Annotated in this window: 24 protein-coding genes; 10 read left to right on the forward strand and 14 right to left on the reverse strand. The window is 72.2% G+C overall.

Translation table 11 applies throughout. The features are described 5' to 3' along the window. Positions 1 to 31: 31 nt before the first annotated feature. Together QI633_RS04260 and QI633_RS04265 are read right to left on the reverse strand one after the other, a co-directional pair. Positions 32 to 1,207, reverse strand: coding sequence for a DUF6596 domain-containing protein (locus tag QI633_RS04260; protein WP_282428223.1), 1,176 nt, complete (start codon positions 1,205 to 1,207; stop codon positions 32 to 34). Then, on the reverse strand, positions 1,204 to 1,617 hold the full coding sequence (locus QI633_RS04265; RefSeq protein WP_141800288.1) for a YciI family protein: 414 nt from the start codon (positions 1,615 to 1,617) through the stop codon (positions 1,204 to 1,206). Before QI633_RS04265 ends, QI633_RS04260 begins: the two co-directional genes overlap by 4 nt. A gap of 128 nt (positions 1,618 to 1,745) precedes the next feature. On the opposite strand from QI633_RS04265, the gene QI633_RS04270 reads away from it, so the two are divergent. Then, on the forward strand, positions 1,746 to 2,660 hold the full coding sequence (locus QI633_RS04270; RefSeq protein ID WP_282428224.1) for a DMT family transporter: 915 nt from the start codon (positions 1,746 to 1,748) through the stop codon (positions 2,658 to 2,660). Between the two features lie 14 nt (positions 2,661 to 2,674). On the opposite strand, the gene QI633_RS04275 is transcribed toward QI633_RS04270, so the two are convergent. From QI633_RS04275 to QI633_RS04285, 3 genes are read right to left on the reverse strand one after another with little or no spacing between them, the layout of a single operon-like run. After that, positions 2,675 to 3,595 carry a DMT family transporter gene (locus tag QI633_RS04275; protein WP_282428225.1) on the reverse strand — a complete coding sequence of 307 codons (921 nt, stop codon included), beginning with the start codon at positions 3,593 to 3,595 and terminating at the stop codon, positions 2,675 to 2,677. 42 nt (positions 3,596 to 3,637) lie between these two features. Further along, complete coding sequence (locus QI633_RS04280) at positions 3,638 to 4,315, reverse strand: response regulator transcription factor (protein WP_141004123.1); 678 nt, start codon at positions 4,313 to 4,315, stop codon at positions 3,638 to 3,640. Then, positions 4,312 to 5,520, reverse strand: a complete 1,209-nt coding sequence (locus tag QI633_RS04285) for an ATP-binding protein (protein ID WP_282428226.1) — start codon at positions 5,518 to 5,520, stop codon at positions 4,312 to 4,314. Before QI633_RS04285 ends, QI633_RS04280 begins: the two co-directional genes overlap by 4 nt. 122 nt (positions 5,521 to 5,642) lie before the next feature. On the opposite strand from QI633_RS04285, the gene phoU reads away from it, so the two are divergent. After that, the gene (gene phoU / locus QI633_RS04290; protein ID WP_141800267.1) at positions 5,643 to 6,296 is read left to right on the forward strand and encodes a phosphate signaling complex protein PhoU; all 654 of its coding nucleotides are present in this window, start codon (positions 5,643 to 5,645) and stop codon (positions 6,294 to 6,296) included. Between the two features lie 192 nt (positions 6,297 to 6,488). Here the strand turns inward: phoU and QI633_RS04295 are convergent, their stop codons facing one another. After that, the gene (locus QI633_RS04295) at positions 6,489 to 7,895 is read right to left on the reverse strand and encodes an MFS transporter (protein WP_282428227.1); all 1,407 of its coding nucleotides are present in this window, start codon (positions 7,893 to 7,895) and stop codon (positions 6,489 to 6,491) included. Positions 7,896 to 8,035: 140 nt separating this feature from the next. On the opposite strand from QI633_RS04295, the gene QI633_RS04300 reads away from it, so the two are divergent. Then, a complete protein-coding gene (locus QI633_RS04300; RefSeq protein WP_141801228.1) occupies positions 8,036 to 8,590 on the forward strand; it encodes a TetR/AcrR family transcriptional regulator in 555 nt (184 codons plus the stop codon). 117 nt (positions 8,591 to 8,707) lie between these two features. Here the strand turns inward: QI633_RS04300 and QI633_RS04305 are convergent, their stop codons facing one another. The 3 genes from QI633_RS04305 to QI633_RS04315 form a co-directional block, all read right to left on the reverse strand. Continuing rightward, positions 8,708 to 9,454 (reverse strand): phosphoglyceromutase, encoded by a 747-nt coding sequence (locus tag QI633_RS04305; protein ID WP_282428228.1) that lies wholly within the window; start codon positions 9,452 to 9,454, stop codon positions 8,708 to 8,710. Continuing rightward, positions 9,454 to 10,071 (reverse strand): hypothetical protein, encoded by a 618-nt coding sequence (locus QI633_RS04310; protein ID WP_282428229.1) that lies wholly within the window; start codon positions 10,069 to 10,071, stop codon positions 9,454 to 9,456. Before QI633_RS04310 ends, QI633_RS04305 begins: the two co-directional genes overlap by 1 nt. A gap of 68 nt (positions 10,072 to 10,139) precedes the next feature. Continuing rightward, positions 10,140 to 11,087 (reverse strand): hypothetical protein, encoded by a 948-nt coding sequence (locus QI633_RS04315; RefSeq protein ID WP_282428230.1) that lies wholly within the window; start codon positions 11,085 to 11,087, stop codon positions 10,140 to 10,142. Between the two features lie 229 nt (positions 11,088 to 11,316). Between QI633_RS04315 and QI633_RS04320 the strand changes: the two genes are divergently transcribed. Beyond that, positions 11,317 to 11,802 carry a CarD family transcriptional regulator gene (locus tag QI633_RS04320; protein WP_028654642.1) on the forward strand — a complete coding sequence of 162 codons (486 nt, stop codon included), beginning with the start codon at positions 11,317 to 11,319 and terminating at the stop codon, positions 11,800 to 11,802. A gap of 43 nt (positions 11,803 to 11,845) precedes the next feature. Beyond that, entirely contained in the window at positions 11,846 to 12,442 is a 597-nt protein-coding gene (locus QI633_RS04325; RefSeq protein ID WP_141800263.1) for a 2-C-methyl-D-erythritol 4-phosphate cytidylyltransferase, read from the forward strand. Positions 12,443 to 12,598: 156 nt separating this feature from the next. On the opposite strand, the gene QI633_RS04330 is transcribed toward QI633_RS04325, so the two are convergent. Beyond that, complete coding sequence (locus tag QI633_RS04330) at positions 12,599 to 13,159, reverse strand: M15 family metallopeptidase (RefSeq protein ID WP_141800262.1); 561 nt, start codon at positions 13,157 to 13,159, stop codon at positions 12,599 to 12,601. Positions 13,160 to 13,246: 87 nt separating this feature from the next. On the opposite strand from QI633_RS04330, the gene QI633_RS04335 reads away from it, so the two are divergent. The 3 genes from QI633_RS04335 to QI633_RS04345 all read left to right on the forward strand — a co-directional run bounded on the left by QI633_RS04335 (position 13,247) and on the right by QI633_RS04345 (position 16,187). Continuing rightward, a complete protein-coding gene (locus QI633_RS04335) occupies positions 13,247 to 13,918 on the forward strand; it encodes a response regulator transcription factor (RefSeq protein ID WP_141800261.1) in 672 nt (223 codons plus the stop codon). Then, entirely contained in the window at positions 13,911 to 15,053 is a 1,143-nt protein-coding gene (locus QI633_RS04340) for a HAMP domain-containing sensor histidine kinase (protein WP_141800260.1), read from the forward strand. Before QI633_RS04335 ends, QI633_RS04340 begins: the two co-directional genes overlap by 8 nt. 123 nt (positions 15,054 to 15,176) lie before the next feature. Beyond that, positions 15,177 to 16,187, forward strand: a complete 1,011-nt coding sequence (locus QI633_RS04345; protein WP_282427691.1) for an IS481 family transposase — start codon at positions 15,177 to 15,179, stop codon at positions 16,185 to 16,187. On the opposite strand, the gene QI633_RS04350 is transcribed toward QI633_RS04345, so the two are convergent. The 3 genes from QI633_RS04350 to ispF form a co-directional block, all read right to left on the reverse strand. Continuing rightward, a complete protein-coding gene (locus QI633_RS04350) occupies positions 16,184 to 16,894 on the reverse strand; it encodes a 2-C-methyl-D-erythritol 4-phosphate cytidylyltransferase (protein ID WP_282428231.1) in 711 nt (236 codons plus the stop codon). The two genes, QI633_RS04345 and QI633_RS04350, sit on opposite strands and share 4 nt — an antisense overlap. 10 nt (positions 16,895 to 16,904) lie before the next feature. Further along, positions 16,905 to 17,873, reverse strand: coding sequence for an alpha/beta hydrolase (locus QI633_RS04355; protein WP_282428232.1), 969 nt, complete (start codon positions 17,871 to 17,873; stop codon positions 16,905 to 16,907). An 80-nt stretch (positions 17,874 to 17,953) separates the two neighbouring features. After that, positions 17,954 to 18,445, reverse strand: coding sequence for a 2-C-methyl-D-erythritol 2,4-cyclodiphosphate synthase (gene ispF, locus QI633_RS04360; protein ID WP_141800257.1), 492 nt, complete (start codon positions 18,443 to 18,445; stop codon positions 17,954 to 17,956). Between the two features lie 32 nt (positions 18,446 to 18,477). Between ispF and QI633_RS04365 the strand changes: the two genes are divergently transcribed. Next, positions 18,478 to 20,016, forward strand: a complete 1,539-nt coding sequence (locus QI633_RS04365; RefSeq protein WP_282428233.1) for a molybdopterin-dependent oxidoreductase — start codon at positions 18,478 to 18,480, stop codon at positions 20,014 to 20,016. A gap of 13 nt (positions 20,017 to 20,029) precedes the next feature. Here QI633_RS04365 and QI633_RS04370 read toward each other — a convergent pair whose 3' ends face one another. Next, positions 20,030 to 21,268, reverse strand: coding sequence for a peptidase C39 family protein (locus QI633_RS04370; RefSeq protein WP_282428234.1), 1,239 nt, complete (start codon positions 21,266 to 21,268; stop codon positions 20,030 to 20,032). A gap of 119 nt (positions 21,269 to 21,387) precedes the next feature. Between QI633_RS04370 and QI633_RS04375 the strand changes: the two genes are divergently transcribed. Then, positions 21,388 to 23,064 (forward strand): hypothetical protein, encoded by a 1,677-nt coding sequence (locus tag QI633_RS04375; protein WP_282428235.1) that lies wholly within the window; start codon positions 21,388 to 21,390, stop codon positions 23,062 to 23,064. Positions 23,065 to 23,072: the final 8 nt, after the last annotated feature.

The following is a 23,072-nucleotide window of genomic DNA, read 5'->3' on the forward strand; positions in this document are numbered from 1 at the left end:
GGGCCCCCGGTCCTGATACGTCGAGTTCCGGCTACCTGCCGGCGTGCAGCCGGCTCGCCTGCCGCGTGAGGTGGTCGCGCTCGGCGACGTTGGTCGCCCGCTCCGCCGCCAGTCGGTACAGCCGGGCGGCCTCGTCGCGGTCGCCGGCGCGCTCGTGCAGCCACGCGGCGACGGCGTCACGTCGCGGCAGGTCGGCGGGCAGCCCCTCGACCTGCCTCAGGCCGGCGAGCGGCCCGTCGACCTCGCCGACCGCGACGGCCCGGTTGAGCGCGACGACCGGGCTCGGGGCCAGGCGCAGCAGCTCGTCGTACCACTCGAGGACCTGGGGCCAGTCGGTCTCCCCGGCCGTCGCGGCGTCGTCGTGGAGCGCGGCGATCGCGGCCTGGGCCTGGTACTCGCCGAGTGCGTCGCGGGCCAGCGCGGCCTGCAGCACCTCGACACCCTCGGCGATCATCGAGGTGTCCCACAGCGATCGGTCCTGCTCGGCGAGGGGCACCACCGTCCCCGATGCGGTACGACGGGCCCGGCGCCGCGCGTGGTGCAGCAGCATCAGCGCGAGCAGGCCGTCGACCTCGGGATCGTCGGTCGCGCCCGCGAGCTGCCGGGTCAGCCGGATCGCCTCCTCGGCGAGGTCGACGGTGTCGGTGAACCCCTCGTTGAAGATCAGGTAGAGCACCCGCAGCACCGCGCCGACCTCCCCGGGCCGGTCGAACCGCTCGCCGCTGACCGTGCGCTTGGCGCGACTGATCCGCTGCGCCATCGTCGTCTCCGGCACCAGGAACGCCTGCGCGATCTGGGCCGTCGTCAGGCCACCGACCGCGCGCAGGGTGAGTGCGATCGCCGACGCCGGGGAGAGCGCCGGATGGCAGCACCGGCTGAGCAGGAGCAGGGTGTCGTCGGCCTGCTCGGAGGGGCCCGGCCCGGGCTCGAGGTGCACCCGCAGCTCGCGGCGCTCGCGGGCGTACGACGAGCGCTGGGCGTCGACCAGCTTGCGCCCGGCCACCTTCACCAGCCAGGCCCGCGGATTGTCGGGCCACGCGTCGGGCTGGTCGGGCGGCCAGTGCCGCAGCGCCTCGACCATCGCCTCCTGGACGGCGTCCTCGGCCGCCGCGAAGTCGGATCCGCGGCGGACGAGGATGCCGAGCACCTGCGGCGTGAGGTCGCGCAGCAGCTCGCCCAGCCCCGGGAGGCCCGGCTGGTCGGTCATTCCGTGACGACCGGCGGTTCGCCCAGGAACGGGCGGACCTCGATCCACTCGTGGATCGGCTGCCCGCCGGCGCCGGGCGCCGAGGACAGCCGGGCGGCGGCCTCGTAGGCGCGCTCCTGACTGTCGACGTCGATGATCATCCAGCCGGCGATCAGGTCCTTGGTCTCCGCGAACGGGCCGTCGGTGACCGGCGGGCGGCCCTCGCCGTCGTACCGGACGAACGTGCCCTCCGGGGAGAGCGCCTGACCGTCCACGAACTCGCCGCGCTCGCTGAGCTCGTCGGCGACCTGCCGCATGAACGCGATGTGCGCGCTCACCTCCTCGGGCGTCCACTGGTCCATCGGGACCAGCTCGTCCTTCGCGATCGCGTGGCTGCTGCGGTAGTGCTTGAGCAGGAGGTACTTCGCCATGATTTCTCCTCAGGTCCGAGACGGCCATCCTGCCGCCTTCACCCCTGGGACGGAGCACGGCACGCGTCCTCGACATCATCCGGGGAAATTTCTCGAATGATGTCGACGGGGCTCTCTAGAGTCCTCTCGTGACGAAGCGCGGATGGTCGCTGTTCCTGGCGATGTGCCTGATCTGGGGCCTGCCCTACCTGTTCATCCGGATCGCGGTCGACCACGTCAGCCCGGCCGGGCTGGTCTTCCTCCGCACCGCGCTCGCCGCGCTCGTGCTGCTGCCGCTGGCGCTCGTCCGACGCGAGGTCGCACCGGTGCTGGCCCGCTGGCGTCCGCTCACGCTCTTCGCCGTCATCGAGATCATGATCCCGTGGGTGCTGCTGGGGCATGCCGAGCAGCGGATCTCCTCGTCCCTGGCGGGCCTGCTGGTGGCCGCGGTGCCGCTGTTCGGCGCGCTGGCCTTCCTGGTGACCAGCCACGCCGAGCGGTTCACCGCCGCCCAGACCGGCGGCCTGGCGCTGGGGTTCGCGGGCGTGGCCTGCCTGGTCGGCCTCGACATCGGTCACATCGACGTGCTCGCGGTGGTCGAGATGCTGGGCGTGGCGGTCTGCTACGCGACCGGGCCGCTGATCCTGGCGCGCTGGTTCGCCGACCTCTCCGGGCTCGGCGTGATGGCCTGTGCGCTCACCCTGACCGCGGTCGTCTACTCGCCCTTCGGGGTGATGGACCCGCCGACCGACCTGCCCGCCGAGGCCTGGCTCAGCGTCGTCGTCCTGGCTCTGGTCTGCACCGCGCTGGCGTTCGTGATCTTCCTCGATCTGATCAAGGTCGCCGGCCCCACCCGCTCGACGATCATCACCTATGTCAACCCGGCGGTGGCGATCCTGCTCGGCGTACTCCTGCTCGACGAGCGGCTCACTACCGGCATGCTCGTCGGCTTCCCGCTGATCCTCGTGGGCTGTGCGGTCGCCGCCGGCGGGCGGCCGGCCGCGGTCGCGAGCACCGAGCCGGCGGCCGAGTGCGCGGTCGTCCCCGGCCCCGACCCGGCCTGACCTCCGGGCCCGCGTCAGCGGGTCCGGCGCGCCACCGCCACCCCGACGAGTGCGAGCACGCCGCCGGCGTACGCCACCACCGGCGGGACCTCGTCGAGGAACACCAGCCCCATCACGATCGTCAGCGGCGGAACCAGGTAGGTCGTGACACCGAGCGCCGAGGCGGTCATGTGCCGCAGCGCGTAGGCGTAGGTCGTGAACGCGATCGCCGTCGGGAACACCCCGAGGTAGACCAGCCACAGCGTGGACGACACCGGTGCGTCGCCGACCTCGGTGACCAGCCGACCCGCCCACGGCAGGCAGGTCACCACGCCGACGGTGCACGCCAGCCAGGTGACGTGGACGGCGGAGAGCTCGGCGACGAGCGGCTTCTGGAGGATCACGCTGACGGAGTACGCCGCCGCGGGCACCAGGCACAGCACGACACCGAGCAGGTCGCCGGTGTTGTCCCCGCCCGAGGTGGACAGGCCGATCACGACGACGCCCGAGAACGCCAGCACCAGGCCGGCGGCGAGCTGGGCGGTGAACCGCTCGCCGAGGAACATCGCGGCCAGGACGGCGATGAGGACGGGGGAGACCTGCAGCAGCATCGAGGCCGTCCCGGCGTCGACACGCTGCTCGCCGGCGTTGAGAGAGAGGTTGTAGATCCCGAACCAGAGCACGCCGATCGTCGCGATCGAGACCCACTGCCGCCGGCTCGGGCGGGGCAGGCCCTGTGCGAGCGCGACCGGCGCGAGGGCCAGCGCGCCCGCCGTCAGCCGGCCCAGGGACAGCGCACCGGCGGAGAAGTCGTGGGAGAGGTGCCGGATGCCGACGAAGGCGCTGGCCCACAGGACCAGCGTGGTCCCGACCGCGACGAGGGCCAACGGCCCGGTGTCGCCGGCCCGCCGGGGGTCCGGGACGACGGCGGGGGCGGCGGGCTCGGCGGCGGTCACCCGCTCACGCTAGGGGAACGCGACCTGCCGGTCGCGCGATTTTCAGACGTCGAACTTGTAGCCCAGGCCGCGGACCGTGACGAGGAACTTCGGCTCGCTCGGCTCCGGCTCCAGCTTGGCGCGCAGCCGCTTGACGTGCACGTCGAGGGTCTTGGTGTCGCCGACGTAGTCGGAGCCCCAGACCCGGTCGATCAGCTGGCCGCGGGTGAGCACCCGGCCCGGGTTGCGCAGGAACATCTCGAGCAGCTCGAACTCCTTGAGCGGCAGCCGCTGCTCGGTGCCGTCGACGGTGACCACGTGGCGCTCGACGTCCATCCGGACCGGCCCGGCCTCGAGGGTGTCGGGCAGCAGCTCGTCGCCGATGCCGCGGCGCAGGACCGCGCGGATCCGGGCGACCAGCTCGCGGGGGGAGTACGGCTTGGTGACGTAGTCGTCGGCGCCCAGCTCGAGCCCGACCACCTTGTCCACCTCGTCGTCCTTGGCGCTGACCATGATCACCGGCACGTTCGACGTCTGCCGGATGGTGCGACACACCTCGGTGCCGGGGATGCCCGGAAGCATCAGGTCGAGCAGCACGATGTCGGCGCCGTTGCGGTCGAACTCCTTGAGCGCCTCGTTGCCGTCGGCAGCGATCGCGACCTCGAACCCCTCCTTGCGGAGCAGGTAGGCGAGCGCGTCGCTGTAGCTCTCCTCGTCCTCGACGACAAGTACCCGGGTCATGCGTCCTCCTGATCATTCGTGCGTCCGCCCGGCGATTCCGGGGTGGACGCGAGCGGTGCGAGCCGCAGGTACGGCCCCTCCGCGTCGTGGTGCGCGTGCTGCGGCAACGTGAGGGTGAAGGTCGAGCCCTGCCCCTCCACCGACCACACGCGCACCTCGCCGCCGTGGGTGGCGGCCACGTGCTTGACGATCGACAGCCCCAGGCCGGTGCCGCCGGTCGAGCGGTGTCGTGCGGGGTCGACCCGGTAGAACCGCTCGAAGATGCGCTCGACCTCGGCCTCGGGGATGCCGATGCCCTGGTCGATGACAGAGATCTCCACGTTGGGCCCGACCCGCTTGCGGGTCACCACGACGCGGGAGTTGGGCTCGGAGTAGGCCACGGCGTTCGCCACCAGGTTGGAGACGGCGGCGCCGACCTGCTTCTCGCTGCCGAGGACCTTGAGCCCCTCCTCGCCCTCGGCGATGAGCTGGATGTCCTTGGCGTTGGCGTTCATGTCGACGAAGTCGACCGCGGAGGCGACCACGTCGTCGATCGAGACGGGGACCGGCGAGTCGAGCGGCTCGTCGCCCTGCAATCTCGAGAGCTCGATGATCTGTTGGATCAGCCGCGAGAGGCGGTCGCTCTCGGTGAGCATCCGCGACGCGAACCGGTAGACCGCCTCGGGGTCGTCCGACGCGTCCTGGACCGCCTCGGCGAGCAGGCGCATCGCGCCGACCGGCGTCTTCAGTTCGTGGCTCACGTTGGCCACGAAGTCACGTCGTACGGCGTCGACCTGGCGCTCGCGGGTGCGGTCCTCGACCAGGGCCAGCACCAGGCGCGAGCCCAGCGGCGCCACGCGCGCGGTGACGTGGCGCGGCGTGCCGGTCGCCCGCGGCACGATCAGCTCGGTCTCGCGGATCTGGCCGTCGCGTCGTACCTGACGGATCAGGCCGCCGAGCTCGTCGGAGAGCAGGGTGGTGCCGCGCACGAAGCCCATGGCGTACGCCGGCGCCGACGCCTTCACGACGGCGTCGGACTCGTCGACGACGACCGCGCTGCTGCGCAGCACCGAGAGCACCGCCGCAACGCCGTCGGGCAGCAGCGGCTCCTCGGGGGTCTGGTAGACCCGTTGCTGGCGGTCGCTGAGGTGCCATGCCAGCATGGCCCCGCCCGCCACGAGGGCGCCGAGGAGCGCGGCCAGGAAGGCCTGCGTCGTCGGATCCACGCCTCGATCGTACGGCGAGCGCAGCACCGGGTTCCGAATCAACGAGGTCGTGCTTCGCGATGTTCATCCCGCGTTCACCGCACCACGCTTGCCGGACACCTCGGCTCCGTACGCTCGGGCCCATGCGTGATGCCTACACCGACCAGCTCGACGCGATCTTCGACGACCTCGCCGGAATCTCCCGCCGCGTCCAGACCGCCGTCGGCGAGGCCACCGAGGCCCTGATGACCGGCAACTCCTCGATCGCCGAGACCGTGATCAGCCAGGATGCGGAGATCGACCGTGCCCGCGAGAGGGTCGAGGACTCCTGCTTCGCGCTGCTCTCCCTGCAGCAGCCGGTCGCCGGTGACCTGCGCACCGTGGTGGCCGCGCTGCGCATGGTCGGCGAGCTGGAGCGGATGGGCGACCTGTCCGTCCACGTCGCCAAGATCGCCCGCCTGCGGGTCCCGGACGTCGCCGTACCCGAGGAGGTCCGCCCGACCATGGCCCGGATGGCCGAGGTCGCCGAGGACATGGTCGGCCGAGTCACCGAGGTGATCTCGGGGCGCGACGTCGAGGCCGCCATCGCGCTGGGCCGCGACGACGAGGAGATGGACCAGCTGCGCCGCCGCAGCTTCACCGAGCTGCTCGGCGAGGAGTGGACCCACGGCGTCGAGGCCGCGGTCGACATCGCCCTGCTCGGCCGCTACTACGAGCGGATCGCCGACCACGCCGTCTCGGTCGCCAACCGGGTGATCTTCGTCGTGACCGGCCACCACCCCGCTCCTGCCGCCTGACCGACCCGGCTCGAACGGGCTCCGAGATCGCGCCGACCCGGCTCGAACGGGCTCCGAGATCGCGCCGACCCGGCTCGGACGGGCTCGAAAATCGCGCCGACCCGGCTCGGACGGGCTCGAAAATCGCGCCGACCCGGCAGAAAGTGTCCTCTCCGTGAAGACACTTTCTGCCGGGTCGGCTGAATTTCCGGGCTAGTTCGCGACGGGTCGGCGCTCCGCCACGACCGCCCGCGGCCGGGCGAGCATCGTCGCCGCGCTCACCAGTCCGAGCGCCGCGATCACCGAGGCCGCCGCGAAGCCGGCGTGGGCACCGGCGAGGAAGTCGCCGGGTACGCCGTGGGAGGCGTACACCGACGCGATGACGGCCAGGCCGACCGCACCGCCGAGCTGCTGCATGGTCTGCAGCAGGCCCGAGGCCGAGCCGGCGTGCTCGGGCTCGACGCCCTGCAGGGCCAGCGAGGTGATCGGCATGAAGCTGCCGCCCATGCTCAGGCCCATCGCCAGCAGGGCCGGGAAGACACCGGTCCAGTAGCTGGTCGAGGCGTCGATCCGGTTGAGCAGCACGAAGCTGGTGAGTACGCCGACCGCGCCGGCGACGATGATCGGCGGCTGCGAGAAGCGGGCCACCAGGCGCGGCGTGATCCGCGACATCGTGAACACGCTCAGCGGGATCGGCAGGAACGCGAACCCGGTCTGCAGCGGGCCGTAGCCCAGGTCCTCCTCGAAGTACTGGACCATCAGGAAGAACGTGGCGAGCATGCCGCCGTACAGCGCCGCCATGGTGACCAGGGTGGCGACCCGGGTCCGGCTGCGCAGCAGGCCCAGGCGGAGGAGCGGGTGGCTGTGGCGCCGCTCGGTGACGACCAGGGCGACGGCGAGGCCGACGGCCAGAGCCAGGCCGAGGAGGGTCGGGGCGGAGAGCCAGCCGTGCTCGGGCGCCTTGATGAGTGTCCAGACCAGCGTGGCCGCCGCACCGGTCGAGGTGATCGCGCCGACCACGTCGAACCGGCCGGGGCGGCGGGGCGTGTCGGCGACGTGGCGGCGTACGGTCGCCAGGACCGCGAGGCCGATCGGCACGTTGATGAACAGCGTCCAGCGCCAGTTGAGCACGTCGGTGAGGACGCCGCCGAGCAGCATGCCGAGCGCGGCGCCGCCGGAGGAGACGGCTGTGAAGAGCGCGAGGGCGCGGTTGCGGGCGGCCTCGTCGCGGGCCGTCGTGGTGATCAGGGCGAGCACCGACGGAGCGGCGACCGCGGCCCCGACGCCCTGGAGGGCGCGGGCGGTGACGAGCATCCAGGGCTCGGTGGCCAGGCCGCCGAGCAGCGAGAAGACGGTGAACACCGCCAGCCCGATCCAGAAGACCGTGAGGCGGCCGAAGACGTCGCCGAGCCGTCCGCCGAGGAGCAGCAGGCCGCCGAAGGCGAGCGCGTAGCCGTTGAGGACCCACGACAGCGACGCGGCGCCGAAGTGGAGGTCGCTGGCGATGTGGGGCAGTCCGACGTTCATGACGGCGGAGTCGAGGACCAGCATGAGCTGGGCGAGCAGCACGATGAAGATGCCCGCGGAGGTGGTGGTCCGGGCGGTTGCCCGGGGTGCCACGGGAGTGAGTGTGGAGGAAGACAAGGGTGATGTCCTGTTCTGGCGGGTGAGGCCGAGGTACTCTTTAGCGGAGGATGACTCCGGTTAGTCCTCAACGATACGGAGAGTGTCTCCGTTTAGCAAGGGAAAAGGGGACCCGAGTGCGCGCCGACGCCGTACGCAACCGTGAGCGGATAGCGGACATCGCCCGCCAGCTGTTCCGCGAGAAGGGCTACGACGCCGTCTCGATGGACGAGGTCGCCAAGACCGCCGGGGTCGGCGTCGGGACGCTCTACCGCCACTTCCCGACCAAGGAGGCTCTCTACGACGCCGCCATCCAGGCGTGGGTCGAGACCGTGAATGCGGCCGCCGAGAAGGCGCTCGCCGGCGAGGGCAGCGCCCGCGAACGGATGCTCGCCTGGTTCGACGCGTACGTCGAGTTCCTCACCCGCCACAAGGGCGCCGCCTGGCGGATCACCAGCGCGCTGGGCGACGAGGGCTCACCCTTCGCCGCGAAGTGCCGCACCTACCTCAACGCCAACCAGCGGGTCATCGACGCGCTGGGTGCGGAGGGTGCGCTGCGCGGTGACGTCGACGCGCTGCAGCTGTGCCGGCTGGTCGGCGGGGTCGCCGCGGTCGTCGACAACAGCGAGCTCGACCCGGCGGCCGCGCGCTCGATGCTCGCCGTCGTCGCGGACGGGGTGCTGGCGGGCTGAGAAGCCAGTTTCACCGGCCGACCGGTGAAACTCGCGGTTGGACGAGGATTCTTCCTCGGCCCAGCGACAGTTTCACCGGCCAGCCGGTGAAACTTGTGGCCAATGGGGCTGCTGGGGTCAGCGGCCCTGGTTGGCGACGGCGGCAGCAGCCTCGGCGGCGGCCTCGGGGTCGAGGTAGCGGCCACCGGGGACGACCGGGGCGAGGGTGTCCTCGTCGAGCTCGTAGACCAGCGGCATCCCGGTGGGGATGTTGAGGCCGGTGATGTCGGCGTCGCTCATCTGGTCGAGGTGCTTGACGATCGCGCGCAGGCTGTTGCCGTGGGCCGCGATGAGGACGGTGTGGCCGGCGCGCAGGTCCGGCACGATGCCGGCGTCCCAGTAGGGGAGCAGCCGGTCGATGACCTGCTTGAGCGCCTCCGCGCGGGGCAGCTCGTCGCCGAGGTCGGCGTAGCGCGGGTCACCGGACTGCGAGTAGGGGTCGCTGTCGTCCAGCGGCGGCGGGGGGACGTCGAACGAGCGGCGCCAGAGCATGAACTGCTCCTCGCCGTACTCGTCGCGGACCTGGGCCTTGTCCTTGCCTTGCAGGGCGCCGTAGTGGCGCTCGTTGAGGCGCCAGGATCGACGCACCGGGATCCAGTGCCGGTCGGCGGCGTCGAGCGCGAGCGCGGCGGTGTTGATCGCGCGGCGCTGCAGTGAGGTGTGCACGACGTCCGGCAGGATGCCGGCCTCCGCGAGGAGCTCGCCGCCGCGGACCGCCTCGCCGCGCCCCTTCTCGGTCAGCGCGACGTCGACCCAGCCGGTGAAGAGGTTCTTCGCGTTCCACTCGCTCTCGCCGTGGCGGAGCAGGACGAGCGTGAACGTCATCAGTGCTCGCTCTCGGGCGCCGGGGCCTCGTCGGAGCAGTCGAAGGTCGCGTCGCCGGTCTCGTCGGCGTGAGCCTCGTCGCCCTCCTCCTCGGCGGCGGCGTCGGCGGCCGCACCGTCGGTGGCCTTCTCCGAGGCGGACTCGCTGGGCGTGGGAGTGGGCACCGCGGTGTACTGGTAGCACGGCTTGACGACCGGGACGTCGAGGCTCAGCGTCGTACCGTCGCTGAACGTCAGGTCGAGCGGGACGACGTCGCCGGCGGTGAAGTTGCCGGTGAGCGGTACGTCGGCCGCGGTGGCCAGGTTGACCGTGCCCCGGCCCGCGACCTCGACCGGCTCGAACTCGCCGGCGGAGATGCCCGCGGTCGAGGACACGGACTCGAGCGAGGCGTCCTTGCGCACGTTGTTGGACAGCGCGCCGATCAGCCGGCCCTCGCCCTTCGCGGTCGCGAGGACCCGGATGCCGAGCGCGTCGACGTCGCCGGTGCGGTCGTTGACGCCGGAGGAGATGGTGTTGACCCGGTCGGTCGGGTAGTGGAACCCGCAGCCGCTCAGGGCGGTGGCGGGAACGACGGCCAGCAGCAGGCCGGCGAGCGCGGATCGGCGCAGGTGGGGCATGGCGGAAGGCCTCCGGGTCAGGTGGGGTCGAAGCGGGCTCACTCTAGCGTTGCGCGACGGCGGGTCGCTCAGCGGCTCAGACCGACCCGGGCGCCGACCACGACCAGCGCGACGACGACGCCGACGCTGAACAGGGTCGAGAGCGCGAGCAGCCGGGTCGCGCCGAGCTTGAGCCCGAGCTTGAGCGGCAGGTAGGTCCAGCCGTCCTCGTGGTCGGCGACCAGGCCCCACACGGCCCGCATGAAGTGGATCCCGACGCCGAGCAGCGCGGCGAGCACCACGATCGCCGGCTCGGGCGCGCTGCCGACGGCCTTGCCGCCCCAGCCGCCCCAGGACAGGTACGCCGGCAGCAGGGCGAACGACGCCGCCCACGACCACCACGAGAAGAACCCGGTGCGCAGCACGATGTTGCCGAGCATGGCCACGGCCACCGAGCCGAGGTAGTAGGCGCCGGCGCGCACGCCGGTCGTCGTGGCGAGCGGCACGAGCAGCAGGAACGCGACGACGATGGCGTACCAGACGGTGCCGACCTCGAGCCGGCCCGCGCCGACCGGCTTGCCGGTCAGGCCGTGCGCCTGGTCGCGCTGGCGGTCGACGATGTCGTTGTGCCAGCCGAGGATGGTCTGGCCGACCAGCACCGTGACGAGTACGACGCCCGCCTCACGCGCCGGGCGCCCGGCCACCGCGGCGACCAGTCCCATCGCGAGCGCTGTGGTGATCGCCTGCTTTGCGTGCGCGGCCTGCAGCAGCTGGAGGGGGAGCACCTCGGCGGGGTTGCGGCCGCCGAACAGCCAGCCGCTGACCCCCGAGCGATCCGGTACTTGGGGGAGTGGCGGGTGCTCCAGATCCTCGACGTCCTCCGCGACCTCGACGTCCTCCGCGACCTCGACGTCCTCCGCGACCTCGACGTCGGAGGTCTGCTCCGGGGTCTCCTCGGAGGCCTCGTCGGGGGTCTCCGTCGCCAGGGTCCCCTCCTCCGAAGCCCGGCTGCGTCGCCAGCGCTGCATCTTCGCCATGGCGAGCAGTATTGACCACGGCCGACCAGCATGGGGGCGGGCCCGCCGATCGGGCGGGACCGGCCGCCGTGCCCCGGCAAGTGACGTGTCCCACACTGCGACGACCCGCCCGGACCATACGACTGGCCACTTGTCAAGCCGCCGATTGTGCCCCTGACCTGCGCAAACGCATTCGGAGAGTCGTAGAAGGCGTGGTAAGATAGGTCACCTAGGAAGGGGTTTTGCTCATATGACTTTCACCGTCGGCGAAACGGTCGTCTACCCCAATCACGGGGCCGCGGTCATCGAGAACATCGAGATGCGGACGATCAAGGGCCAGGAACGGCAGTACCTCGTGCTTCGGATTGTCGCCCAGCAGGACCTCGTGGTCCGTGTGCCGGCCGACAACCTGGATCTCGTGGGTGTTCGGGATGTCGTGGACAAGGACGGGCTGGACCGGGTCTTCGGAGTGCTCCGCGCGGAGCACGTCGAGGAGCCGACCAACTGGTCGAGGCGCTACAAGGCGAACCTCGAGAAGCTCCACAGTGGCGACGTCATGAAGGTGGCCGAGGTCGTGCGCGACCTGTGGCGCCGCGAGCGTGACCGCGGCCTGTCCGCGGGTGAGAAGCGGATGCTGGCCAAGGCGCGCCAGATCCTCGTCTCCGAGCTCGCCCTGTGCGAGAACACCAACGAGGACAAGGCCGAGACCATCCTCGACGAGGTGCTCGCCTCGTAGGCACCTCCAGCAACGCGCCGACGGCGTCATACGGTGGGTTCCGATGAACCCGCACCCGTATGACGCCGTCGACCTTTTTGCCCCCGTCGCCGGGATCGTGGTCGAGGAGGGCCGTGGCGCCCTCCCGTTCCACCTGATCCATGGCGAGTCCCTCGTGGCCGCGGCCGCGTGGGCCGTGGGCGAGGCCGGGGTCGACCTGCTCGACCAGACCGTGCCCTGGGCGGCCGTCGTCGAGCGCGAGGAGCCGCTGCTCCTGCACGACCCGCTGTGCCCGATGACCCCGCCGGAGTTCCTGCGCCGCTGCGCCGAGCGGGCCGCGGTCGAGGACCGGGTCGTGGTCGGGGTCCGCCCGGTCACCGACACGGTCAAGGAGGTGCACGGTGACCTCCTCGGTACGACGGTCGACCGCGACGCCCTCGTCGCCGTCTGCTCGCCCGTGGTGCTGCCCGCCGCGGTCGTCGCCGACCTGCTCGGCGACGGCGGCCGGCTGCCCACGACCGACTTCACGGCGCTGGTGAGCACCCTGCGCCAGCGGTACGGCGCGGAGCGGGTGCTGCTCGTCGAGGCGCCGCCCGAGGCGCGGCGGATCGCCGTCGAGGCCGACCTCGCGGTGCTCGAGGCGCTCACCGACCCGCGCTAGGGAAGCGCTGATCAATCCCGCCTGCTGCGCGCCGCGATGCACGCACGCTGGCTGCGTTGCAGACGCTCGACGTGCGCCCAGCATGCCTTCGCGCCTGCGCCTTGCCATCGCACGCGCCTCGCGACGCTCGCGACGGCGCCATTGAACAGCGCTACCCTAGCGGTTGCGCGGGTCCCGGGTCGGGTCGGCGTACCTCTCCGGGCAGCCGTCGTCGACCGCCTTGGGCCGCAGCTCGAAGTGCCAGGGCTCGTTGTCGTAGATCCGGCACAGGCCGTACCGCGCGCCGTTCGTCCCCAGCCACGCCGCCGCCCGCGCCGGACCGATGTCCACGGCGTCGCCGGACACGTGCGGCGAGTTGTCGGGGGTGGACACCCAGCGGGCGGCCTGCTCGCGGGAGCCGTAGGTCGCGACCGCCTCGTCGAGCAGCCGCTGCTGGTAGGACCGCGAGCGCCAGCCGCTGTTGACGACGAGGTCGACGCCGTCGTCGACCGCGGCCGTCGCGGCGCGGCGCAGTGCGCGCAGCAGGTCGGGGTCGAGCTCGGTCACGCCGGAGTGCTCGTCGTCGTACACCGACGTGCCGTCCGGCAGCTCGCCGTCGCCGACCGGGCCGGAGTCGGCCGCCGACGAGGTCGAGGCGAGGGAGCGGTAGCCGACGGCACCGAGCAGGACGAACACAACGAGGAGGAGGAAGACCGGACGGGTGGGGGAAGTGGTCATGCGACGAGTCAAGGCAGCGCGACGTTGCGAGGGCGTATCGGTTTTTCGATACACCCGCGATATCCGGCGGCTCGTAGCATTCGAGGAGTGCGGGTGCTGATCGTCGAGGACGAGCCTCTCCTGGCCGAGGCCGTCCGCGACGGACTGCGCCTGGAGGCGATCGCGGCCGACATCGCCGGTGACGGCGACACCGCGCTCGACCTGCTCAGCGTCAACGCCTACGACATCGCGGTCCTCGACCGTGACGTGCCCGGCCCCTCGGGCGACGAGATCGCGCGGCGCATCGTCGCCTCCGGCACTGGGATGCCGATCCTGATGCTCACCGCCGCGGACCGGCTCGACGACAAGGCCTCCGGCTTCGGGCTCGGCGCCGACGACTACCTCACCAAGCCGTTCGAGCTCGCCGAGCTGGTGCTCCGGCTGCGCGCGCTCGACCGCCGTCGCGCGCACCACCGACCGCCGGTCCGCGAGATCGCCGGGGTGCGCCTGGACCCGTTCCGCCGCGAGGTGCATCGCGACGGCCGGTACGTCGCGCTCACCCGCAAGCAGTTCGCGGTGCTGGAGGTCCTCGTGGCCGCAGAGGGCGGTGTCGTGAGCGCCGAGGAGCTGCTCGAGCGGGCCTGGGACGAGAACGCCGACCCGTTCACCAACGCCGTCCGGATCACCGTCTCGGCGCTGCGCAAGCGGCTCGGCGAGCCGTGGGTGATCGCCACCGTCGCCGGGGTCGGGTACCGGATCGATGTCGCGGCCGATGTCTAGGCGCCCCGGGCCCAGCGTCCGGCTCCGGCTGACGCTCAGCTACGCCGGCTTCCTGCTCCTCGCCGGTGCGCTGCTGCTCGCCGTCGTGTGGCTGTTCCTGCTGCGCTACGTGCCCGACCAGGCGGTCACCGTGCCGACCCAGGACCTCCCGGGCGGCGGGCCGCGCTCGCCGTACCTGTTCATCCCGGGCCGCTCGGACCTGTGGGAGGCGTTCTGGCCGAAGGCCGCGCTGGTGCTGGGCTTCCTGCTGGTCTGCGGGCTCGGCGGCGGCTGGCTGCTGGCCGGACGGATGCTCGCGCCGCTCGGCAGGATCACCGAGGCCACCCGCCGGGCGGCCGGCGGATCGCTCACCCACCGGATCCGGCTGCGCGGGCGCGACGACGAGTTCCGAGAGCTCGCCGACGCGTTCGACAGCATGCTCGCGCGGCTCGACGCGCACGTCGCCGAGCAACAGCGGTTCGCCGCCAACGCCTCCCACGAGCTGCGCACGCCGCTGACCATCACCCAGACCCTGCTGGAGCTGGCCCGCAAGGACCCGACCCGCGACCCGACCCGTCTCGTCGAAAGCCTGTACGCCGTCAACACCCGCGCCATCGACCTGATCGAGGCGCTGCTCGTGCTCAGCCGGGCCGACCGGCGCTCGTTCGCCCGCGAGGACGTCGACCTCTCGCTGCTCGCGGAGGAGGCCACCGAGACGCTGCTGCCGCTCGCCGAGGCGCGCGACATCGTCCTCGAGACCTCGGGTGACCTCGCGATCGCCCAGGGGGAGCCGGCACTGCTGCTGCAGCTGACCACGAACCTCACCCACAACGCGATCGTGCACAACCTCCCCGAGGGCGGCCGGGTGCGCGTCACCACCCGCCGGGAGACGGGGGCGGCGGTGCTGAGCGTCGAGAACACCGGCGCGCTGCTCCACCCGGACCTGGTCGCCACGCTCGCCGAGCCGTTCCAGCGCGGCTCGGCGCGCACCCATGTCGAGCCCGGGCAGCGGAGTCAGGGCGGTCACGCCGGTGCCGGGCTCGGGCTGGCGATCGCGCGGAGCATCGCCGAGGCGCACGACGGCACCCTCACCCTGGTCGCACAGCCCGGCGGCGGCCTTCAGGTGACGGTGCGGCTGCCGGCCGTAGTCATCTAGGTGTGATGCCCAGGCACGTTGGTCGAGATCGTGTGACGACACGGTCTGAGCTGTAGATGGACGAAGGCCTCCCGGGTGTGGAGTGGAGCTGTCTAGGAACCGCTCCCACCGCAGGAGGCCTTCGTGTCACACGCTACCCATGCCAACGCAGCCCTGACCCCACGTGCGCGCCTACGTCTTGCGCGCCTGATCGTCGATCACGGCTGGCCGCCAGCTCGAGCTGCCGAGCGCTACGACGTCTCGTGGCGCACAGCGAAGAAGTGGGCCGATCGCTACCGCGACGAGGGACCGGACGGAATGCTCGACCGGTCCTCAGCCCCGCATCGGCAGCCGAACCGCACACCGGCGCCGATCGTGCGCAAGATCGTGCACCTGCGCTGGAAGCAGCGACTCGGCCCCGTCGAGATCGCCGACCGCCTCAACATGCCTGCCTCGACCGTGCACGCGGTCCTGGTCCGCTGCCGGATCAACCGCCTCTCCCACATCGACCGCGCCACCGGCGAGCCGATCCGCCGCTACGAGCACGAGAAGCCCGGCGACCTGATGCATGTCGACGTCAAGAAACTCGGCAAGGTCCCCGACGGCGGCGGCTGGCGCTACGTCGGGCGTCAGCAGGGCGAGAAGAACCGGTCGGCCACAGTCGCGCGAACAGGCGTGCCTCGCAACAAGTGGCGCAACCCGGTGATCGGGACCTGTTACCTGCACACCGTTGTCGACGACCACTCCCGCGTGGCCTACGTCGAGGCTCACGACGACGAGACCAAGGAGACCGCGGCCGAGGTCCTCAAGAACGCGGTCGCCTGGTTCGCCGAACGCGGCGTCGTCGTGAAGCGCGTGCTCAGCGACAACGGCAGCTGCTACAAGTCCCACTTGTGGCGCGACACCTGTGCCGATCTGGGCATCACGCCGAAGAAGACTCGGCCCTACCGTCCGCAGACCAACGGCAAGATCGAGCGCTTCCACCGCACCCTGGCCGAAGGCTGGGCATTCAAGAAGTTCTACAACTCCGAGTCAGCCCGGCTCGCCGCTCTGCCAGCATGGATCCACGAGTACAACCACCACCGGCCCCACTCAGCAATCGGGAAGGCCGCACCCATCACCAGGCTGGACAACCTGGCTGGGCATCACATCTAGGCGAGCAGCCGCTCGGCGACCCGCAGGTCCTCGGCGAAGGTCACCTTGAGGTTGCCCGGGTCGGCGGGCACCGCCCACACCTCCTGCCCGGCGGGCGCGAACGCGGCGAAGGCCGCCGCCGTGTCGGTGCCGTCGAAGCCGGCGTCCGCGGCCGCCGCATACGCAGCCAGCAGTGGGGCGGCTCGGAACGCCTGCGGGGTCGCGACGCCCACCAGCCGGGTGCCCGTCCCACCCGGTGCGGGAGCGGCGGTCGGGTCGCGGGGGAGCAGGCCCGCCAGCTCGTGGGTCGGTACGGCGCCCCCGTGCTCGCGTGCCGTCGCGATCGTCGCCTCGAACAGCGCCACCGTCGCGAGCGGCCGGGCGCCGTCGTGGATCGCGACGACGTCGAGGCTGCCGTCGGCCACCCGCGGCGCGAGCGCGGCCAACGCCGCCTGCTCGGACTCCTGCCGGGTCGCGCCACCCTCGACGAGCAGCACGTCGCGTTCGCCGATCACCGGCAGCAGCGCGGCACCGACGTCGGCGCGCTCGCCGGGGCGGTGCACCACGACGACCGGGTCGACGCCCGGCACCTCCAGCGCGGTGAGCACCGACCAGGCGAGTATCGGCCGGCCGCGCAATGGGAGCAGGATCTTGTTGACCTCGGCCCCCACGCGGCTGCCGCTCCCGGCGGCGAGGACGACGACGGCGGCGGTAGGAGCGGGTCTCACCCTGCCGAGCCTAGTGAGCACCGCGCCCCATGCGATTCGGTCGTCCTCTGCGCTCGTTTGCGACCATTTCGTATGGGGCGCGGTTCAGACCAGCCAGCGCCCGGTCGATGAGCGCGAACAGCTCGTCGCTGACCAGCTCGCGGCGCTCGAACGGCAGGTAGTGGCCGGCGTCGGGGGCGACGAGCAGGCGGGCGCCACGGATGCCGCGGGCGATCTTGCCGGCGTGCTCGGGCGGGGTGAGCAGGTCACGGGTGCCGACCAGGACAGTGGTCGGGATGTCGTCGAAGGCCGACAGGTTGCCGATCCGGTCGTGGTTCATCATGTCCTTGAAGAAGCCGGACATGGTCTCGGGCGCGGCGTGGACGAGCTGGTCGACCACGAGCGCGACGTCGCGGGAGCGGGCCGGGCGGCCGAACAGGAACCGGCGGGCGACCTGCCGCTCGATGGTCGGGAACTTCTCGCGGCGGCTCAAGCTGAGCATCCGCGACCGGTTGGCCAGGATGAACGGCAGCCGGTCGCGCAGCAGCCCGCCGGCGACCGCGGGCAGGCCGAGGGTCACCTTCGACAGCTCGCCGCTGGTCGTGCTGACGAACAGGGTGCCGACGATGCGCGCCATCAGGTCCGGGCGCTCCTCGGGGATCGCGGTGATCGTCATCCCACCGACCGAGTGCCCGGCGACGACCAGCGGTCCGTCCGGGGCGCACGTGTCGACGACCAGGCCCAGGTCGCGGGCGAGGTGCGGGATCGTGCAGGCCGACTCGGGAGCGCGGTCGGACCTGCCGTGTCCGCGGTGGTCCCAGGTGATCACCCGGACGTCGCGGCCGTAGCGGGCCAGCAGGTCGGTGACCTGGTAGTGCCAGTCCGACTCCTCGGCCGTCCAGCAGTGGGACAGCAGCACCGTGAGCGGCGCGTCGTCGCGGCCGCGCACGGTGACGTGGAGGCGCAGCCCGTCCTCGGTGATGACGGTGTGGTCGGACATCGCTACCCCCATGTCGGTCTCGGCGTCCCACCCTGCCACGCCCGGGGCCGGTGCGCGACAGCGTGTCGCAGGAAGAGCGGTCAGGAGGACAGCAGCGCGTTCGCGATGGCCGCGACACCTTCGCCGCGCCCGGTGAGGCCGAGCCCGTCGGTGGTGGTGGCCGACAGGGAGACCGGGGCGCCGAGGACGTCGGTGAGCGCGGCCTCCGCCTCGGCGCGCCGCGGTCCGACCTTCGGGCGGTTGCCGATCACCTGGACGGCCACGTTGACGACCGAGAAGCCGGCCGCCTCGACCCGGCGGCGGGTCTCGCCGAGCAGCGCGGCGCCGCTCGCGCCCGCCCACGCGGGCTCCGCCGTACCGAAGTTGCTGCCGAGGTCGCCCAGGCCCGCCGCCGACAGGAGGGCGTCGCAGGCCGCGTGGGCGGCGACGTCCGCGTCGGAGTGACCTTCGAGGCGCACGTCCTCGTCGGGCCAGGTCAGGCCGCCGAGCGCCAGAGGTGGGTCCTGCGGGCCGCGGGGGACCAGGCGGTGGACGTCGGAGCCGATACCAATCCGTAAGCCCTTCGAGTGCACGGTCCGATCATGCCTGAGGAACAATCGGGCCCGTGAGGACCTCCCGCGCCTGGTGGCCACTGGCCGGGCTGATCGCCGGTGCGGTCGGCCTTGCGGTCAGCTACGCCGCGGCCGCCCTGCTCCACGTGCGCGACTCGCCGGTCGTCGCGGTCGCCGAGGGCGTCATCGCGATCGCTCCCGGCCCGGTCGCCAAGTGGGCGATCGACACCTTCGACACCGCCGACAAGAAGGTGCTCGTCGTCGGCCTCCTGCTCGTCGTCGCCCTGCTGTTCGCGTGGTTCGGCCGGTTGGCGCACCGGCAGTGGTGGGCCGCCGTGACCGGGTACGTCGTGCTCGCCGGCATCGCCGTGGTCGCCGTGCTCGCCAAGCCGACGCCCAGCCTGATCGACCTCGCGCCGATCGTGGTCGGCCTGCTGTGCTGGCTGGTGGCCCTGGCCCTGCTCGCCGAGTGGCTGCGGCGCTGGGAGCTGGTCGAGGACATCCCCGGCCCGACCGACGACGCCCTGCCGACCCGACGGAGCTTCTTCGCCATCGCCGGCGCGATGGCGGCGGTGACCGTCATCGGCGGACTGGCCGGGCGGATCGCCGGGAACGCGCGCCGCAAGGCCGAGCAGAGCCGGCGGCTGCTGCGGATCGAGGGCGTCACCGCGCCCGCCGTACCCGACGGTGTGACTGTCGACGTCGAGGGCCTCTCGCCCTGGCAGACGCCGAACGACGACTTCTACCTGATCGACACCGCGATCATCAAGCCGACCATCGCGCCCGTCGACTGGGAGATCCGGATCCACGGGAAGGTCGAGCGCGAGCTCCGCCTGACGTACGCCGACCTAGTGCGTCGCGAGATCACCGAGGACTGGATCACCCTCAACTGCGTGTCCAACGAGGTCGGTGGCGACCTGATCGGCAACGCCTGGTGGAGCGGGGTCCGGCTGGCGGCGATCCTCGCCGAGGCCAAGCCGCTGCCGGGCGCGGACGCGGTGCTGCAGACCTCGGAGGACGGCTGGACCTGCGGGACGCCGCTGGCCGCGCTGATGGACGAGCGCAACGCGATGCTCGCGGTGGCGATGAACGGCGAGCCGCTGCCGATCGAGCACGGCTTCCCGGTGCGCACCATCGTGCCGGGCCTCTACGGCTACGTGTCGGCGTGCAAGTGGGTGGTCGACATGGAGGTCACGAGCTTCGACGACTTCACGGCCTACTGGACCGACAAGGGCTGGTCCGCGCAGGGGCCGGTCAAGATCGCCTCCAAGATCGAGGTGCCCGGCGACGGTGCCGACGTCCCCGCCGGCGAGCTGGTCTGCGCCGGCGTCGCCTGGTTCCAGCACACCGGCATCTCCGGCGTCGAGGTCCAGGTCGACGGCGGCAGCTGGCAGCCCGCGAGCCTCGCGAGCACCCCGAACGCCGACACCTGGGTGCAGTGGCGCGCCGTCCTCGACCTCACGCCCGGCGAGCACCAGCTCCGGGTGCGCGCGGTCGACGAGCAGGGGCGCACGCAGACCGGGGCGATCGCGGACGTCGTGCCCGATGGTGCGACGGGCTGGCACACCATCGACGTCACCGCCTCGGCCTGAGCCGGGCCGAGCGCTACCAGTTGCCGCCCGGCGCTGCCGGGAGCGGGTGGGCGGCGTCGTGGACGACGTACGCCGCGCCGCCGGAGGCCTGCAGCCAGACCTTCTCGAGCTGAGCGCGGGAGTAGACCCGCCGCACGCCGTCGGCGCTCGCCGCCGCGGGGTCGTTGACGATCACGTCGCCGGTCGCGGTGAACCCGACGATGACGAGCAGGTGCCCGTTGGACGCGGAGATCGGGGCGCCGGTGAGCTCGCCGCGGGAGAACGCGATCGAGATGACCGGCGGGATCCCGGCCCGCACCAGCAGCTCGGCGTCGGTGAGGTCGCGCAGCCGGGTCACGAACGCCTCCCCGGACGGGCCGAGCCGGCGGGCGGCGTACGCGGTGTTGAAGGTCCAGTTCCCGGTGCCGTCGTAGGCGTGGTCGTACGTCGAGCGCGCGGCCGCGTCGACCCACGGGTCCGGGTGCCCACCCGGCACCCAGCCGTAGCCGCCGGGCCCGGGCAGCCGGCCGTAGTAGCCGAGCACCATCGAGGTCGAGGTCGGCGAGCACCACGCCTCGCCGCCACCTCCCCACTGCGGGTAGTGGCCGGTGTGGATCATCTGCGAGTAGCGCGGCACCGCGAGCTCGACGCCCCGAGCGACGCCGGGTGCCGACACCGCGCCGACGGCGGGCAGCCGCGAGGTCATCACGGTCGCGAGGTCGACGCGCGGGGACTTCCGGCCCGCCTCGCGACGCAGCGTCACCCGGATCCGGTGCGACGCCAGCCCGGCCGTGCGCCAGGTGTCGGTCGCGAGCCGGGTGCCGTCGTCGCCCTGGGTGCCGCCGGAGCGCCGGGAGAGGAACCTGTCCTTCGCGGCCCAGCGGGCCACCGTGTCCCACGATGTCTTCGCACCACTGGCGGCGCGGCCCCGGACCTCGACCGAGATCCAGCTCGAACCGGGCGTGCGGGCCGACCACGACGTGATCAGCTCGGTGTAGTCGAAGCCCGGCGCGACCCACGGGCTCTTCCAGCGACTGCCCTGGTAGGTGCGACCGTAGCGGCGCTCGGTCGCCGTCTGCTTCCAGGTCTGCGGCGCGGCGAAGCGCTGCAGGTGGACCTGGCGCGACGACACGGCGGCCGCCGCGACCGCCTCGGGGCGGTGCTCCGCGGCGGTGCTGCCGGGCTGGCCGGCGACCACCGCGAGTCCGGCCGCCAGGCAGGCGACCAGGGCGAGGGTCAGGGACACGACGGGAACGGGGAAGGACCGGCGCACTGGCCCACGGTACGTCACATCCGTCACTCCCGTCACACTGTGGCGAGTCCGGTCGTTGCCTGCGTCACATCGCGCTCCCCGGTGTTTTGGCGACCCTTCACCGGGGGAGGGTGCGCGTCGTGCTTCGATCCGTCCGCCTGTTGCTGTCCGTCCTCACTGCCGCGCTGCTCGCGCTGGTGGTCGTGCCCTTGACCGCGGTGTCCGCCTCCGCCGCGCCGACCATCGTCGGCGTCGCGCTCGACGAGCAGGGCCAGCCCTTGCGCAACGTCTACTGGGACGTCTACCACCAGGAGAACGGCAGGTGGGTCGGCCTGCAGTTCGGGCCGAAGCTGACCGACGCGAACGGCCGGTTCCAGGTCAGCGGCTATCTCGCCGCCGGGACCGCGTACCGCGTCTGCTTCGTCGACGGCTACGCCGGCCAGGCCGGCGACGAGCTCTGGCTGCCCGAGGTCCGGCACCGGAGCACCTGCTGGCGCTCGGACAGCACCCTGTCCACCTCCGTCGAGACCGCGGAGAGCTGGACGGCGACCGACACGTCGAAGACCTTCGAGGTCCGGATGCCGGCCACCGGCCTCGGCATGGTGCCGGGCGCGCCGATCATCGACGGCACGTTCGAGGTCGGCAAGCCGCTGACCGTCACGGGTCTCGAGGGCCTGCGCCCGACCGGCGCCCAGCTGTCCTACCAGTGGTACGCCAGCGACGGCGGCCTCTATGCTCCGATCCCGGGTGCCACGTCAGCCACCTTCACCCCGACCGCCGCCCAGGACCAGAACTCGGTCTACGTCGACGTCACCGCGAGCCTGCCGGGCTACCTGCCGGCCGTGATGAGCGCCCAGGTCAACATGGTCGGCACTCCACACGCCCAGCTCTCCAAGCCGCTGGCGGTCACCGGCACCGCCGCGCCGGGCCAGACCTTGACCGCCGCCTTCGGGGCGCCCGCCCAGACCTACTACAGCGAGATCGAGTGGCTGGTCGACGGCGTGCCGCAGCCCGAGGCGACCAGCCACCAGGCGACGGGCTCGTTCCCGGTCACCGCGGCGATGGCCGGCACGAAGATCGAGGCACGCCTCCACGTCTCCCTGACCGATGCGGACGGCAACTCCGTCGACGGCAGCTACATCGACCGCCGGGTGAGCGTCCAGGTCTCCGGCACCCGCACCTCTCCCTCGCTCGCCGTGGGCACCAAGCCGACGGTCGTGTCTGCGTCGGTCGCCGGTGCGACCACCGTCGGCGACACCCTCGCCGCACCGACCGTTGCCAACGCGACCGCCGGGGCCACCCACCGCTGGATCCGGGACGGCGAGCTGATCGCCGGGGCGACCGGCGCGACGTACCAGCTGCAGACCGCCGACATCGGGCACCGGATCTCCGTCGGCGTCCGGATGACCGGCTCCACGTGGTGGCAGGTGTTCCTCGCCGCCTCGGCACCCTCCGACGTCGTCCGCGCCACGCCGGTGGACCCGGTGGACCCGGTGGACCCGGTCGGCCCGGGCGTGCAGCCGCCGAGCACCGGCCAGGCCGCCTGCGCGCTGCCCGCCGCCGTCGTCACTGTGAAGGGTCGCGCCGTGGCCGGCGCCAAGCTGAAGGCGAAGGTCGCCGGGTGGGACGGGGCGACGCTCACCTACCAGTGGCTGCGCAACGGCAAGGCGATCAAGCCGCTCGGGAAGGCCGTCAAGGCGTCGTACAAGCTGACCCGCAAGGACCGCGGCAAGAAGATCAGCGTGGTCGTCACCGGGACCAAGCCGTCGTGCGCCTCGGCCACCGCGACCTCGAAGGCCAAGAAGGTCAAGCGCTGACCGAGCCC

The organism is Nocardioides sp. QY071 (genome assembly GCF_029961765.1).
GTDB lineage: Bacteria > Actinomycetota > Actinomycetes > Propionibacteriales > Nocardioidaceae > Nocardioides.

Excerpts from the sequence above, each read along its gene's own strand:
- QI633_RS04355 (WP_282428232.1), bottom strand. The coding sequence starts at position 17,873 with ATGTCCGACCACACCGTCATCACCGAGGACGGGCTGCGCCTCCACGTC.
- phoU (WP_141800267.1), top strand. The coding sequence starts at position 5,643 with ATGCGTGATGCCTACACCGACCAGCTCGACGCGATCTTCGACGACCTC.
- QI633_RS04305 (WP_282428228.1), bottom strand. The coding sequence starts at position 9,454 with ATGACGTTCACGCTCGTCCTGCTCCGCCACGGCGAGAGCGAGTGGAAC.
- QI633_RS04310 (WP_282428229.1), bottom strand. The coding sequence starts at position 10,071 with ATGCCCCACCTGCGCCGATCCGCGCTCGCCGGCCTGCTGCTGGCCGTC.
- QI633_RS04340 (WP_141800260.1), top strand. The coding sequence starts at position 13,911 with ATGTCTAGGCGCCCCGGGCCCAGCGTCCGGCTCCGGCTGACGCTCAGC.
- QI633_RS04330 (WP_141800262.1), bottom strand. The coding sequence starts at position 13,159 with ATGACCACTTCCCCCACCCGTCCGGTCTTCCTCCTCCTCGTTGTGTTC.
- QI633_RS04280 (WP_141004123.1), bottom strand. The coding sequence starts at position 4,315 with ATGACCCGGGTACTTGTCGTCGAGGACGAGGAGAGCTACAGCGACGCG.
- QI633_RS04265 (WP_141800288.1), bottom strand. The coding sequence starts at position 1,617 with ATGGCGAAGTACCTCCTGCTCAAGCACTACCGCAGCAGCCACGCGATC.
- QI633_RS04325 (WP_141800263.1), top strand. The coding sequence starts at position 11,846 with ATGAACCCGCACCCGTATGACGCCGTCGACCTTTTTGCCCCCGTCGCC.
- QI633_RS04320 (WP_028654642.1), top strand. The coding sequence starts at position 11,317 with ATGACTTTCACCGTCGGCGAAACGGTCGTCTACCCCAATCACGGGGCC.
- QI633_RS04315 (WP_282428230.1), bottom strand. The coding sequence starts at position 11,087 with ATGGCGAAGATGCAGCGCTGGCGACGCAGCCGGGCTTCGGAGGAGGGG.
- QI633_RS04260 (WP_282428223.1), bottom strand. The coding sequence starts at position 1,207 with ATGACCGACCAGCCGGGCCTCCCGGGGCTGGGCGAGCTGCTGCGCGAC.